General features: G+C 68.4%; 13 protein-coding genes. 6 read left to right on the forward strand and 7 right to left on the reverse strand.

The window, feature by feature from the left end; genetic code table 11:
- Positions 1-67: 67 nt before the first annotated feature.
- The gene (locus OZ671_RS07800) at positions 68-850 is read right to left on the reverse strand and encodes a LuxR C-terminal-related transcriptional regulator (protein ID WP_268860214.1); all 783 of its coding nucleotides are present in this window, start codon (positions 848-850) and stop codon (positions 68-70) included.
- Between the two features lie 137 nt (positions 851-987).
- A complete protein-coding gene (locus OZ671_RS07805; RefSeq protein ID WP_268860215.1) occupies positions 988-2,217 on the reverse strand; it encodes an acyl-CoA dehydrogenase in 1,230 nt (409 codons plus the stop codon).
- A gap of 216 nt (positions 2,218-2,433) precedes the next feature.
- On the opposite strand from OZ671_RS07805, the gene msuE reads away from it, so the two are divergent.
- Positions 2,434-2,970, forward strand: coding sequence for an FMN reductase (gene msuE, locus OZ671_RS07810; protein ID WP_268860216.1), 537 nt, complete (start codon positions 2,434-2,436; stop codon positions 2,968-2,970).
- A gap of 13 nt (positions 2,971-2,983) precedes the next feature.
- On the forward strand, positions 2,984-4,264 hold the full coding sequence (locus OZ671_RS32050) for an alpha/beta fold hydrolase (protein ID WP_442957060.1): 1,281 nt from the start codon (positions 2,984-2,986) through the stop codon (positions 4,262-4,264).
- A 75-nt stretch (positions 4,265-4,339) separates the two neighbouring features.
- On the opposite strand, the gene OZ671_RS07825 is transcribed toward OZ671_RS32050, so the two are convergent.
- Entirely contained in the window at positions 4,340-4,966 is a 627-nt protein-coding gene (locus OZ671_RS07825) for a DedA family protein (RefSeq protein ID WP_268860217.1), read from the reverse strand.
- Between the two features lie 137 nt (positions 4,967-5,103).
- Here OZ671_RS07825 and OZ671_RS07830 point away from each other — a divergent pair, with 137 nt between their 5' ends.
- From OZ671_RS07830 to OZ671_RS07840, 3 genes are all read left to right on the forward strand, one after another.
- The gene (locus tag OZ671_RS07830; protein WP_268860218.1) at positions 5,104-5,853 is read left to right on the forward strand and encodes a hypothetical protein; all 750 of its coding nucleotides are present in this window, start codon (positions 5,104-5,106) and stop codon (positions 5,851-5,853) included.
- A gap of 178 nt (positions 5,854-6,031) precedes the next feature.
- Positions 6,032-7,285 carry an SMP-30/gluconolactonase/LRE family protein gene (locus OZ671_RS07835; protein WP_268860219.1) on the forward strand — a complete coding sequence of 418 codons (1,254 nt, stop codon included), beginning with the start codon at positions 6,032-6,034 and terminating at the stop codon, positions 7,283-7,285.
- A 229-nt stretch (positions 7,286-7,514) separates the two neighbouring features.
- Positions 7,515-9,449, forward strand: a complete 1,935-nt coding sequence (locus OZ671_RS07840; RefSeq protein WP_328286345.1) for a putative bifunctional diguanylate cyclase/phosphodiesterase — start codon at positions 7,515-7,517, stop codon at positions 9,447-9,449.
- Between the two features lie 95 nt (positions 9,450-9,544).
- Here OZ671_RS07840 and OZ671_RS07845 read toward each other — a convergent pair whose 3' ends face one another.
- From OZ671_RS07845 to OZ671_RS07860, 4 genes are all read right to left on the reverse strand, one after another.
- Positions 9,545-10,393, reverse strand: a complete 849-nt coding sequence (locus OZ671_RS07845; RefSeq protein WP_268860221.1) for a carbohydrate ABC transporter permease — start codon at positions 10,391-10,393, stop codon at positions 9,545-9,547.
- Positions 10,390-11,256 carry a carbohydrate ABC transporter permease gene (locus OZ671_RS07850; RefSeq protein ID WP_268860222.1) on the reverse strand — a complete coding sequence of 289 codons (867 nt, stop codon included), beginning with the start codon at positions 11,254-11,256 and terminating at the stop codon, positions 10,390-10,392. The genes OZ671_RS07845 and OZ671_RS07850 overlap by 4 nt, the downstream gene beginning before the upstream one ends.
- A gap of 101 nt (positions 11,257-11,357) precedes the next feature.
- Positions 11,358-12,629, reverse strand: a complete 1,272-nt coding sequence (locus tag OZ671_RS07855) for an ABC transporter substrate-binding protein (protein ID WP_268860223.1) — start codon at positions 12,627-12,629, stop codon at positions 11,358-11,360.
- A gap of 97 nt (positions 12,630-12,726) precedes the next feature.
- Positions 12,727-13,368, reverse strand: coding sequence for an LOG family protein (locus OZ671_RS07860; protein WP_268860224.1), 642 nt, complete (start codon positions 13,366-13,368; stop codon positions 12,727-12,729).
- A gap of 168 nt (positions 13,369-13,536) precedes the next feature.
- Between OZ671_RS07860 and OZ671_RS07865 the strand changes: the two genes are divergently transcribed.
- On the forward strand, positions 13,537-14,493 hold the full coding sequence (locus tag OZ671_RS07865) for a nucleoside hydrolase (RefSeq protein ID WP_268860225.1): 957 nt from the start codon (positions 13,537-13,539) through the stop codon (positions 14,491-14,493).
- Positions 14,494-14,509: the final 16 nt, after the last annotated feature.

Consider the following 14,509-nt stretch of genomic DNA (forward strand, 5'->3'; position numbering starts at 1 on the left):
GCATTGACAAATTTTTTTGTCAATGTGCTCGCGGCGCCGCGCTGGCTGGAGGCCGACGGCAGCCGTCTCAGCGTGTCAGGAGGCGATGCACGACCTCGGTGCGATTATGAGCTCCGAGCCTCTGGCAGAGCTTGCTGATGTGGTCCTTGACCGTATTGCTGGAAATGCCGAGATCGCGCGCGATCTCCTTGTTGGAGCGCCCCTGGCACAGCAGCAGGGCGACTTCGCGCAGGCGCGATGGCAGATCGCTGGCTCCGGACGGGACCTGGTCCTTCGGCAGCGGGGCAACGGCCTCGACCCGCCGGTCGCCGGGTGGTCCGTCGAGGCGGCCGGTCTCCGCCATTGTCGTCAGGGCCAACGACGCCGCCCGGCACAGCATCTGCATGCGATCGAGCGCGGCCGCGCGGTAGCGCCCGACCTCGCCCGCATTGGCGGTGTAGACGAGGCCGGCCAGCTTCTCCTCGATGAAGACCGGGCCGGCCATGCAATGGCTGAGCCCCCAGCGCTTCAGCAGCTGAAAATTCCGGCAGTGCTTCCAGGCGCCCTCGCCGATCAGCGTCGCACCATCGACCGGCTCCTGCTTGTCGAGGATATAGTCCAGGAGCGGGTCGGTATTGTTGAACTCGTCCCTGTATTCGCGAATGAAGCCGGCAGGCGCCTGGCGCGCGAAGCACAGGTTCGGCTTCGATCCGTCGAGCAGATAGAAGCCGACGGTCGGCGAGCCGATCAGCCGCACGATCTCACGATGGCAGGCCTCGCCGAGCGCCAGAAGCGTCCGGCTCGCGGCGACGTTCAAAGCGGCGTGCCCGATATCGGCCGCCGAGACAGCCGCGGCATGGCACGGTGACATGGCGTTTCCTCCCAGACGCCGCGGCTCGCCCTCGGGCGGCCGGGCGCTGGCGCGCCGGCAAGCTGCGGCCAGCGCACCTTTTTTGGGAGTTTGGCACAAATCGGCTCGCGCTCAACCCGCGCGGCGGCCGCACTGTCTTACGGGTTCTGCACGCCGAAGACGCCCCACCGGGCACCGGCGGGGACGGCCTTGAGATAGACCCGGCCGCATTCCTGCACGACCTCGTCGGCCATCAGGATGTGCTGCGTGCCGGAATGAATGTCCCGGTAGAAGCGCTGCATGACGCCGTTGTGCAGCGACGCGCCGCGCGCCGCCCGATGCGCGAAAGTGCCGACGTCGGAAATGACGTCATGGACATGGCGCATCGCCAGCTTGATGTCGGCGATCTGCTCGAGGCTCGCCTCGCCTCCGGCCGCGAAGGTCTCCGCAACACTCGTCCAGGCCTGATAGGCAAAGGCGCGCGCCGACCTGAACCGGGCTTCGGCCAGGGCGAACTCGTATCTGAAGGTCGCGCTCTCGTTCATCTTGCCGAAGGCATCGACGCGCTTGCCCGCCAGCCCGGCGAGCTCGTCGAGCATGCGCCGGCCGACACCGAGCGCCCAGGTCGTATGGCCCCAGGCGGTGTAGCCGACGAGGCCGAGGCTGCCTTGCGGACCGCCGCGCCTGGCCCGGCTTTCGTTGAAGCTGTAGCAGCAATGCGCGGGCACGAAGAGCTCGGGCCCCTCCTTCAGCGTGTAGTCGAAACTGCCGGTGGCGCGCAGGCCGAGCACGTCCCAATTGCCCTTCAGTTCGATCGTCGCGCGCGGATGATGGGTCACCACGATCTCGGGCTGGCCATCGGCGCCGGTGACGACCTTGCCGTCCTGATCGGTGACGAAGCAGCCGGAATGAATCCACTGCGCATGGTGGATGCCGCTGCCATAGGCCCAGTGCCCCTTGATCATGTAGCCGCCGTCGACCGGCCTGGCGAAACCGCGCGGCACACCGTTGCCGGCGACCGTCGTGGCGGCGCCGCCGGCAAAGATCTCGCGGGCGCCGCGGTCGGGAACCAGCAGCGACAGGACGCCACCGACGGCATTGTTGACGATGACGCACCAGCCCGCCGACCCGTGGGCCCAGGCGACCCGCTCGCCGAGCCGCATCGCATCGACATGGGCCAGCTCGGCACCACCGAGCTCGCGCGGCATCAGCATGCTGTAGAGGCCGGCGCCGCGCAGGAGGTCGAAGGTTGCGTCCGACAGGCGGTTCTGCCGCTCGCTGTCCTCGGCATTGGCGTCGATGGCGGGCAATATCGCCTCGACCCGGGCAGTCATCTCCGCGAGCGATGCCGCCGGCGTGCCGCCATCCGTCTCGATCGGTCTGTTCATCGTTTCCATCCCGTTGCGCGAGGGCCGGTGCGACGCCGGCCCGTTGTTCCATGCCGGACCTTTCCAACCCGCCGGCCAGCCAACAAGACCCCCACCTGGGGGGCTTGTCCGGGCAGCACCGCCCTTCACTATTCCCGCCGACAAGGGGGGCCGCGGCACCGATCCGGAAGAGATCGCCAGGCGGGACCGACGCAGGAGTGGCTTCAGGTGGCAGGCATGAAGATCCTTGGGGTCTGCGGCAATACGCAGCGCCCGTCGCGAACGCGCGCGCTGGTGGAGGCGGTGGCGGCCAGCCTTGCCGGCCGCCACGGTCGCGAGACGGAGATCGTCGATCTCGTCGAGGTCGGCCAGTCGCTCGCCACGGCCAGCGGATCACCGGCCGCCGGCGCAGTCGGCCGCATCGTGGCGGCGATCGAAGCGGCCGACGCCCTCATCGTCGGCAGCCCGGTCTACAAGGGCTCGTATTCCGGCCTGTTCAAACATGTCTTCGACCTGGTGCCGCCGCATGCGCTCGCCGGCCGGCCAGTGCTGATCACCGCGACCGGCGGCGGCCCGCGCCACTGCCTGGTGGTCGAGCATCAGTTGCGGCCGCTGTTCGGCTTTTTCGAAGCCTCGACCGCGCCGACCGCCGTCTATGCGAGCGAGGCCGACTTCACCGCGAGCGTGCCGACCAATCCGGTGCTGCTCGACCGCATCGCGCTCGCGGCCGACCAGTTCGCCCGGCTGATCGCGCCTTGTGCCCGCGCCGCCTGAGAAAGTCCTGACCATGACCCTGCGCTATCCGTCGGCCGGTGCCGACATCGCCGACTTCGAGCGGTCCGACATCACCATCCGCGGCGTCCGCACCGCGCTGCTCGCCATCGGCCGGGGCAGTCCCCTGGTCTTCCTGCACGGCGCAGGCACCTTTCCCGGCTTCGCCTTCGCCCGCCGGCTCGCCGCCGAGCACCGCGTGATCATCCCGTTCCATCCCGGCTTCGGCCTCTCCGCGGACGATGACCGGATCGGTTCGATCGCCGATCATGTCGCGCACTACGCTGCGCTGTTCGATGCGCTCGGCCTCGAGACCTTCGATCTTGCAGGTTTCTCGCTCGGCGGCTGGATCGCCGCCGAATATGCCGCCCGCGCGGACAGCCGTGCCCGGCGGCTGGTGCTCGCCGCTCCCGCCGGCCTCGTTGTCGCCGAACATCCCGCGCCCGACCTGACGACGCTCGCGCCGCAGGATCTGCCCGGCTATCTCACGCACGATCCGGAGGTGGCCCTCGGCTATTTCCCCGAGGCGCCGGACGAAGCCTTCGGCCGCGCCCTCGGCCGGGAGATGACGGCCATGGGCCGGCTGCTCGCCGATCATCCCCAGGGCAATCCGAACCTTGCCGCGCAGCTCGGCCGGATCGCCGTTCCAACGCTCGTCATCTGGGGCGAAAACGACCGGATCCGCCCCGCTGCACAGGCCGGAGCCTGGCTGCGCCATCTGCCGCACGCCCGGCTCGTCAGCCTCGCCGCGACCGGCCACCTCCTGTTCGAGGAACGGCCGGAGGCCGCGGTCGCCGCCCTCGGCGGTTTTCTCGACGAACACCTCCCATCCCCGCAAGAGGAGACAACCGACATGATCCCCATGCCCAAAGGCGTCACCGGCAAGGACGAGGCATTCGACGGCGCACGCTGGACCATTCTCGGCCAGACCTATGTGCTGAAGCAGCAGTCCGAGGCCTCCATGGCCTGGCACGCGACCCTGCCGCCGGGGACCTTCGTGCCGCCGCACACCCATCCCAGCCAGGATGAATTCATCTTCGTCTTCGAGGGCCGCCTCGATCTGTGGCTCGACGGCGAGGACGTCACGGCGGCGGCCGGCGAGCTCGTGCGCATGCCCAAGGGGCTTCCCCACGGCATCTTCAACAAAGGCGACCAGACGGTGCGCTGCCTGTTCTGGGTGTCGCCCACCCGATCGCTGCGCGGTCTGTTCGAGCGCATTCACAATGTCGCCGATCCGGCCGAGGTCGTGCGCATCGCGGCCGAGCACGAAGTGGACTTCCTGCCGCCGCAGGGCTGATCGCGAGGCGCGGGCGGAAGCGCTGGCGCACCCGCCCGCGCCGGGTCCGACAGCCGGTGGCCGGCCTCGCTGCGCTCAGGCGCGGCGCTGCTTCAGCCGGTGCCACAGGACCAAGCCGACGCCCGCCAGGCCGAGGCCGACGATGACGATGTCCGCCTGGTGGAACAGCGCCTTGACGGTGGGATTGCTGTCCCATTCGGCGCCGAGCCGCGCGCCGAGATAGGCAAGGCCGTAACACCAGAGCCAGGAGCCGATGAAGGTATAGGCGTGAAAGCGCCAGAGGTTCATGCGCGCGATGCCGGCCGGCAGGGCAATGAAGGTGCGCACGACCGGCAGGAGCCGGCAGAGAAAAACCGTGATCGCGCCGTAACGGGCAAAGAAGCGTTCGGCCAGGTCGATGTCGTGGCCCGACAGCAGCACATAGCGGCCCCAGCGCTCCACGGCCGGCCGGCCGCCGCGCGCGCCGACCGCATAGGCCAATGCCGAACCGAGATTGCAGCCGAGCGCGCCCGCGGTCGCGACGCCCAGCAGACCGAGTTCGCCCTTCGACACCAGATAGCCGGCGAACGGCATGATGATCTCCGACGGCAGCGGGACGCAGGCCGACTCGATCGCCATCAGCAGGGCCACGCCGGCATATCCCATGGCGGAGATGGCAGCGACGATTGCCGAGGCGACGAAGGCGATGATGTCGTGCAGCATGGTTCCAACCGATCGATCGCGCCGGCCGCCGGCCGCCGGGACCGTGCCTGCCAGCGCGCTGGCTCTCCGTCATGATCGCGGCCCGAGAGCGCCGCAATCGTGTATGAGATTTGACCTGATACCATCAGAGGTCGTTCATGTCCTGGCTCGTCCGCGTGCTGCTCATCGCCCTCGTGCCGCTCGCCATCAGCCAGCCCGCGGCAGCCCACAGCCCCTATTTCACCGACAGCCGCGAGATTGCCCTGCCCGACGGAACGGTCGGCCGGCTGCGCATCCTGAAGGGTGATGGCGTGGTCGGCGCCGATCCGGCGCGCGCCGTGGTGCTCGACGCGGAAGGACGCTCGCTCGCGCGCACGCCGAGCTCGATCGCCATGCTGCTGGCGTGCAGCGGTGAACGCCAGTGCGTCGCCGTCGATCCCGGCAACTGGACGGCCTATGAGGTCGACCCCGCCTCGTTCCGTGTCGGCGAGATCATCCGCCCGCGCCAGGAGGCGATCTGGGAACTGGAGCGCGGCGCCGAATCCTGGGGCTTTCGCACGCGCTGGGCAACGCTCCCCGAAATCGCGAAGGCCGAGTTCGCACAGGTCATGGGGCTCGGCGGCACCGCCCTCGCCTTCATCGGCATCGGGGCGCTCTTTGCGGTGGCGCTCGTGCCGCGCCTGCGCTGGCCGAGCGAAGGCGGCCCAGGCCGGCGCCTCGCCTTCTTCGGTTGGGCCGCGCTGCGCGTCGTCATTCTGCTCGGCGCGGCCTGGATCAGCGCCATGCTGGCATTCCTTGCCGGCGTCACGACGCCGCTCTGGCTGATCCTGATGGGCCTGGGCGTAGCGATCGCCGCGCCGCTGATCCGCCTCGTCCTGCGCCGACGCGCGACCGTCGCGGCGTCGTAAGCCCGTGTAACCGGCACCTCCGGGATCTCAAAACCGCGCTGTCCAGCATGGGCGGGCGGGCGTAGGCTCACGTCCGGGCGCGGTCGCGCTTGCGTGGACGTGCCCGCCTTCTGGTTGAACGACAACCGCCTCGATCATTGGCCTGCCTTCCGCACCACCAAACCGAAGAGCACCGACCATGACCAGAGAATGGACCAGCCTGCCGGAAACGCCTTGCCTTCCCCAGCAGCGCCCCGCTCCTGCCCTGTCCCGACGCACGCTCGTCGCAGCCGGCGGCCTCGGCATCGCCGCGCTCGGCGCCGGCCAAGCCAGGGCGCAGGCTCCCGCCGGCGCCCAGGTACCGCCCAGCACGGTGACACAGCCGCCGCGCGACTTCAGCCCTTCCGGCGCACCGACGACCTATTTCTCGGACCCTGACATTCTTTCCATCGACCCGTCCTTCGACGCCTACGTGCAGCCGAACAGCGCCATCCAGCGGCTGTGGACCGGCGCCCTCTGGGCCGAGGGGCCCGCCTGGAACGCTCAGGGTCGCTATCTCGTCTGGAGCGACATTCCGAACAACCGGCAGATGCGCTGGATCGAGGACGACGGCCATGTCAGCGTCATGCGCCAGCCGTCCAACAATTCCAACGGCAACAGCTTCGACTTCCAGGGCCGCCAATTGTCCTGCGAACACCTGATGCGCCGGGTGGTCCGCTACGAGCTCGACGGCTCGGTCACCGTTCTCGCCGAAAGCTTCGACGGCAAGCGGCTGAATTCGCCCAACGACGTCGTCGCCCATCCCGACGGCAGCTACTGGTTCACCGACCCGCCCTATGGCGGCCAGCTTTACGAAGGCGCTCCGGACGCGCCGGGCGGCCCGAGCAATTCGGCCGGCCGGATCAATCCGCGCCTCGGTCAGCCCGCGGGGATCGGAACATGGCGGCGCGAACTGCCGACCAACTGCTACCGCATCGATCCGAGCGGAAGGATCGATCTCGTGATCGGCGAACAGCAGGTGCCCGACCCCAACGGCCTCTGCTTCTCGCCCGACTACAAGAAGCTCTACGTCGCATCCACCGGCAAGGGGCCCGGCGACCAGGGGCCGGGAGGCAAGGGCGACATCCATGTCTTCGATGTCGGGCCCGACAACAAGCCGACCAATCAGAAGCTGTTCAGCGCCTGCAAGGTCGACGGCATCGCCTGCGGCCCCGACGGCTTGCGCTGCGACGTCGACGGCAATGTCTGGGCTTCGAGCAATGCCGGGCGATCCGTCGGCTATAGCGGCGTGACCGTCTGGAATCCCGACGGCAAGCTGATCGGGCGGATCCGATTGCCCGAGGTCTGCGGCAATGTCTGCTTCGGCGGGCCGAAGCGGAATCGCCTGTTCATGGCGGCGAGCCAGTCGATTTACGCGGTTTACGTGAATAGCCAGGGAGCCGCCCCGGGCTAGAGGCGGGGGGCGAAAGAGGTCCGGCGACTGCTGCCGGCACCCGACCGGCCAGGGCGCGAACTCCGGGCTAGCGAGGATCATCCGCGGGCGCTAACGTGCCGACATCGTTACGAAATCGGTGACATCTTTCAGCTTATTCTCCCGGCGCCGCCACCACGTTCGGCGCGATGAAGTGCATTCATCGCGCCTGCGTCGACCCGGCCACAGGATGTTCGATCTGGGGTCTGACGTGCAGGATGCGCTTCGCAGCAGGGTCGGGCAGATCATTTCCGGCGACCTTTCGCCGTTCGGCGGGCCTCGCACCGACGAGGCCGTCGCCGGTCGCCTGCGCGCCGCGCAGCTTGCGGGCGTGCTGCGCCACACGCGCGGCATCATGGCAGCCAATCTCTGCAACGCGCTGATCCTGCTGCTCGCGCAATGGGGCACTCCCGCCTTCGCCGGCACGGCGGTGTGGGCGCTGCTCGTCGCCGGGCTCCTCGTGCTGCTGCATGTCAGGCAGAACGGGCGCCGGGCCCAGGCGACGCCGACCACCGTCTCGGTGCGCGCAATCCGCCGCACGCTTCTCTACGCGGCCCTGCTCGGCTGCCTGTGGGCTGCCGCTCCGCTGTTCTTTTTCAATCATGCGAGCCACAGCGTCCAGTTGATCATTGCCTGCCTTGCGGCCGGCATGCTGGCCGGCGGCGGCTTCAGCCTGGGCCCGATACCGGTGGCGGCGGTCGGCTTCACCGTGCCGATCTTCATCGCGTCGGCGGTCGCCATCGCCCGCTCCGACGATGTCGGCTATCTGCTCGTCGCCGCCCTGCTCGTCGTCTATGCGCTGGTGCTGCTGCGCACGGTCTTCGCCTATGCGGTGGAGAATGCCTGGCGCCTCGTCGCCCAGTTCGAGGCGGAACGGCAGATCCGCAGCGACCCACTCACCCGACTGCCCAACCGGATCGGCTTCAACGAAAGCGTCGAAGCAGCCTTCGAGCGACTGGCGAAAAAGAATGCTCCCTTCACGCTGGTGCTGCTCGACCTCGACAGCTTCAAGGCCATCAACGACCGCCTCGGCCGCGCCGCCGGCGACGATCTGCTGGTTCAGGCGGCCAGCCGGCTCAGCGCCTGCGCCCGCCCCGGCGACACCCTGGCCCGGCTCGGCGGCGACGCCTTCGCCCTGATCGCCAGCGATATCGGCGACATTGATCGCGGCGCGGCCTTTGCCCGGCGCATCCTCGACGTCTTCGCCAAGCCCTTCAAGGTGCAGGGCGAGGAGGTGGTGAATACGGCCAGCCTCGGGCTTGCCATGGCGCCGGCCGACGGCGATACGCCGGGCGATCTGTTCCGCAGCGCGGACATCGCGCTCTACCAGGCCAAGAAGTCGCGCGGCGGATCGTTCCGCTTCTTCGACGTGAGCGACCATGCGGTCTCGCGCAAGCGCCGGGCGCTCGAGCACGATCTCGGCAATGCGCTCGCACGCGGCGAGTTTCAGCTCGCCTATCAGCCGATCCTGTCGCTCGCCGACAACCGGATCGTCGGCTTCGAAGCGCTGCTTCGCTGGCAGCATCCGACCCGCGGCAACGTGCCCCCCGACGAGTTCATCCCCGTCGCGGAATGGACCGGGCTGATCCGCTCGATCGGTCAATGGGTGGTCGAGGAGGCCTGCCGAACCGCGGCCACCTGGCCCGGCGTACCGCGTATCGCGGTGAATTTCTCGGCCGTCCAGTTTCGCGAGCCGGGCATCGCGGCCCGCGTCACCGATGCCATCGCCCAGGCCGGCCTCAGCCTCGACCGTTTCGAGGTGGAGGTGACCGAAAGCGCCCTGCTCTCGGACGACGAGCTCGCCCTGGAGATCCTGCAGCATCTCTCCGCCCAGGGCGTGCATGTCGCGCTCGACGATTTCGGCACCGGCTATTCCTCGCTCAGCTATCTGCGCCGCCTGCCGCTGCAGCGTATCAAGATCGACCGCTCCTTCGTGCAGGACCTCAAGACCAATCCGCAGAGCGCGGCCATCGTCAAATCGGTCATCGGCCTTGCCAACGACCTCGGCATCGACACCACCGCCGAAGGGGTGGAAACCGAAGACCAGCTTCTGCTGCTGCGCGGCCTCGGCTGCGGCGAGGCGCAGGGCTACCTGATCGGCCGGCCGGTCGGCGCCGCCGAGGCGCTGGCGCTGCTGCAGGCGTGACGGACCGGCCATCGTTCGGGCCGACCGGCAAGCGCCTTCAGATCGACCCGTCCGGCCCCCCTCATGCCGTGCCGGACAGACGGGCCGCCTTCGCCTCAGCGATCGGTCTGCAAGGCGACGGTGCGGATGTAGTAGCGCTGCAGCACGAGGAACGGGATCAGCGCGACCAGGACGGCCGTGGAGGCCGAGGCGAAAAGCGCGCCCCAGTTGGACTGTTCGAGCGTCATGTTGCGGGCGATCGCCACCTGCACCACCGCCAGATCCGGCGAGCTCGCCGCCACCAGCGGCCAGAAGAAGGCGTCCCACTGGTGGATGAACATCATCAGCGCCGCTGTGGCCGCGGTCGGCCAGGACAGCGGCATGGTCATGCGCCGGTAGATCTGCCACCAGCTGGCGCCGTCGACGCGCGCCGCCTCGTAGATCTCCTTCGGGATCTGGGCAAAGAACTGCCGGAAGAGGAAGACGACGATGCCGCTCGCCACATCCGGCGCGATCAGCGCGGCATAGGTATCGACCCAGCCGAGGCCGCGCATCAGCACGTAGAGCGGAATGACGATCGCCTCGAACGGCATCATGAACGACAGGAGTACCGCCACGAACAGCGTGCGCTTGAACGGGAAGTCGAAGACGGCGAAAGCGAAGCCCGCCATCGAGTTGACGAGGATGCCGAGCACGACGGTTGCGACCGACACGAAGAGCGAATTGAACAGCGCGCGGCCGAAATTGCCGTCGATCAGGACCTGCCGGTAGTTTTCCAGCGTTAGCTCCGACGGCACGAGCGTTTCGAGGCCGAACCGGCCGCTGCTCGCGAAGATCTGCTCGCCCGGCCGAAACGACGACATGACGAGCCAGTAGACCGGCAGCAGCAGGAGCGCTGCCACCAGGACGAGCGCGAGGTAGCGCAGGCCCGTGCGCCAGGCCGCCGTGGTGCCGTCGGGCCTCATGCCTCGCCCTCGCGTTGCCGGAACAGCCGCATCTCGAACAGCGCCGTGACCAGGATGATCAGCAGGATGACGGTGGAGATGGCCAGCGACCGGCCATGGTTGAGGAAGGCGAAGGCCGACTGGTAGGCCTCGAACATCAGCAGATGGGTCGCCCCGTTCGGCCCGCCATGGGTGATGACATAGACCGGCGCGAAGAGCAGGAAATTCGCCGCGGTGTCGGCGACGAGCACGAAGGCGAGCGGCCGGCGCATCATCGGCAGGGTGACATAGCGCAGCCGCTGCCAGGCGGTCGCGCCGTCGAGGCCGGCGGCCTCGTCGAGCTCCTTCGGGATGGCGAGGAGGCCGGCCAGCAGGAACACCATCCAATAGCCGACGCCTTTCCAGCTCACCACCGCGATCAGGGTCGGCAGCGCCTGGTCGGGCGAGCGGAAAAACGGCTGCGCCGACAGGCCGAGCCAGCGCAGGAAGCCGTTGACCGGGCCGAGCGTCGGATCGAGCAGGATGTTCCAGAGCACCGAGGTGATGGCGATCGACACGGTCATCGGCAGCAGGAAGGCGGCGCGGAACACGTCGATGAAGCGCCCGGGCCGGCGCACCAGCATGGCCAGCACGAAGGCCAGGAAGACCTGCAGCGGATTGACGATCAGGTTGAAGATCAGCGTGATCGACAGCGCGCCCCAGAAGGTCGGGTCGTCGATCAGCTCGCGGTAGTTCTTGAACCCCTGGAAGACCGTGTCGCCGCGGATGGTCTCGCCGAACAGGCTGCCCGCCATGGCAATGCCGATGGGCGTGAAGCGGAACAGCGCCAGCCCCAGCAAGGCCGGGGCGAGAAAGGCATAGGGCACCCACCAGCGCGTGTTCATAGCGACGCCTCCGATGGCCGGACCGCTCCGCGGCGTACGGCAGCCGCGCGCCTTGCCGGGCTCCGGCGCGCCCGTTCAATGATCACGGCGCCAGGCAAGGCTCAGCCCCTGTATTTGGCGATCTCGCGATCGATGCGGGTGGCGGCCTGGGTCAGGGCCTGCTGGACATTGGCGCCGGTCTGGATGTCGCGCAGCGCCACGCGCAGCACGTCCTCATATTCGCGGAAACCTGGTGTTGCCGGCCGCGGCTGCGCCGTGGTGTCGAGCTCGTGGCGGGCGATGCGCCACATGTCGGTATCGAAGGTCGCCGCCTCGCGCTGCCAGATCGCCTTCACGACCGGCGGATAGGGCCGCAACTTGAACCACATGGCCTGCAGGTCGTCCGACAGAAGCTCCTTGACCACCGCTTCCACCGCGCCCTTGTGGGCGGTGCGCGGATTGACGCCGAAATGCCAGGCACCAGTCGGCGTCACCGGCTTGCCCTTGGCGAAGAAGGGATGCGGCGCGACGCCGAAATCGATGCCGGCGAAACGCGACCGGAACGTGTCGAAGTTGAACGTTCCAGCCAGGAAGAAACCAACCTTGCCCGTGCCGAACAGTTCCGGTGTCGTCGCCGGATCGAACTGGCCCGGTGGCGCCACCTTGAACTCGGAATAGAGCTTCTGCATGAAGGTATAGGCCTCGACGAAGGCCGGGCCATCGAGATTGCCGCTGGCCTTGAAGCCATCGTCGGAGAGCGCCTTGCCGCCGAGCGACTGGCCGAGCGGCAGGAGCTGGTAGGGGCGCTCCGACTGTTCGAAGGCAAAACCCCAGATGTTGTCCGCGGGCCTCGCGATCTTCTTCGCCTCCGCGACCAGCTTCTCCCAGGTCCAGCGCTGCGCCGGGTCGGCCGAGGGCTCCTCGACCCCGGCCGCCTTCAGCAGGGCCTTGTTGTAGAACAGGACCTGCATCGACGAGCCGAACGGCGCGGAATAGATCTTGCCGTCATAGGTCGCTGCCGCCAGTCCCGAGGGGGTGAAGCGGCTCTTGTCGATTAGCCCGTCGAGCGCCATCAGATGGCCGCGCGAGGCATAGGACGCGGTGAGCGGACTGTCGCAGATATAGATGTCCGGGTCGGGCGTGCGACCGTTGAGCTTCACCTCAATAGTCTGGAACACCTGGGTGAACGGGATCCGCTCCACCTGCAGCTTGATCGCCGGCTGGCGTTTCTGGACCTCGTCGAACAGCGGCGTCACCTGATTTTCCGGCCAGCCCATCCAGACGACCCGCAAGGTGGCGCCCTGGGCCCGTGCAAGGCGCGGCGCGGCGAGCGCGGCGGTTGCCGCCGCCCCCGCCAGCAGGATCTCGCGGCGGTTCGCTGTTCTGCCGGTCATCGAATTTCCTCCCGTTCATCCGTCTTCTTCTGCGGCTCCGGCTTGCATCCGGCGCCCGGTGCCTGCCGCAACCCCTTGATCTTGCACGCCGCAGCGCTCAGCCGCCGTCGAGCGCAAGATAGCGCTGGCACAACCGATCGAGCACCTCCGGTACGGTGCCGAGCGCGACGGCCCCCTCGACCTCGAACGTTTCGGGCATGGCGACCACCAGCCTTCCGAGCCGAAGCCCGAGCGCCATCTCCGACAAGGTGCCGTAACCGCCGCCGACCGCGACCAGCGCAAAGGACGCGGTGGCGATGATCGCGTTGCGCGCCTCGCCGATACCGGTGGCGATCGGCACAGCGACATGATCATTGGCCTCGCGCCAGTCGTGATCCGGCAGGATGCCGATCGGCTGGCCGCCGCCCTCGGCGACGCCCTTGCAGACGGCCTCCATGGCCCCTGCCCGGCCACCACAGATGACCGTGAAGCCGATCCCGGCCAGCGCGAGGCCGATCTCATAGGCGCGCCGATATTCGCTTGCATTGGCATCGCGCGGGCCAATGACGCCCACCGGCACGCGCCGCACGCCCGGCCGCGAAAAAAGATGCCGGGCCGCATCGACCGGCGTGACCGGTGAGCCGGCCGGCCGGCCGGACGCGGCCCGCCAGGCGAGCGCCCAGGGGTCGAAACGCCTGTCGCCATGCCACAGGGCCCCATCGGCGGGATCGAGGACAAGGGCGATATCGGCGGACGGCATGGCGGCGCTCGCGGCAAACGGTTTGCGCGAGAGCCTAATGCACAGCGCCTTGCTGTCCATAGCCGGCGGCTGCCCCGGCGGCGCGCAGCCGGCTTGCCCAATTGGCGGTTGGCAGGCGGCCGCGCGCCCGCCAAGCTCGCCGGCCTCCCCGATGCGCCGGAGCCAGCCATGACCGCCAGACAGAAGATCCTGATCGATTGCGATCCCGGCCATGACGACGCCGTCGCCATCCTGTTCGCGGCCCGCCACATGGACCTCGTCGGCATCACCAGCGTCCATGGCAACAATTCGCTCGAGAACACCACGCGCAATGCGCTCGCGGTCGTGGAGATGGGCAAGCTCGACGTGCCGGTGGCGCGCGGCTGCGCCGAGCCCCTGGCGCAGGAGGCGGTCGGGATCGCCGCCATGCACGGCAAGAGCGGCCTCGACGGCGCGGACATTCCGGTGCCGGAACGCACGGTCATCGACACGCACGCGGTCGACTTCATCATCGCCATGGCTGAGCAGCACCGCGAGGAGCTGATCCTGGCGACCATCGGGCCGGAGACCAATATCGCCATGGCGCTGCGCCGCGAGCCGCGCCTGAAGTCGTGGATCCGCGAGATCACCGTGATGGGCGGCTCGACCACGACCGGCAACGTCACGCCGGCCGCCGAGTTCAACATCTTCGCCGATGTCGAGGCGGCCTGGACCGTGTTCGAGAGCGGCATTCCGTTGCGCATGGTCGGCTACAACGTCACCCGCCAGACCGGTTTCGACCAGAGCGATATCGACCGCATGCGCGCCTCCGGCCGTTCGGTGGCGGCAACGCTCGCCGACCTGATGGCCTTCTACCTGGAGAAGCAGCGCGTCGGCTACGGACTGACGGTCGCGCCCATGCACGATGTCTGCGCCATCGTGCCCTATGTCGACGACAGCCTGATCGACTATGTCCACACCTCCGCGCGGATCGAAAAGACCGGCACCTATACCCGCGGCATGACCGTCTGCGACCTGCGCACGCTGAAGAGCGCCGAGGCGATCAACATGCGCCATGCCAGCGCCGCCAACGCGCTGGTGGCGGTCGGTGCCCGCAGCCGCGCCCTGATCGACCGGGTCGTCGATACCCTGCTGACCTATGACTGACGGCGCGCCGGAAGGC

Source organism: Phreatobacter sp. AB_2022a (assembly GCF_026847585.1).
Lineage (GTDB): Bacteria > Pseudomonadota > Alphaproteobacteria > Rhizobiales > Phreatobacteraceae > Phreatobacter.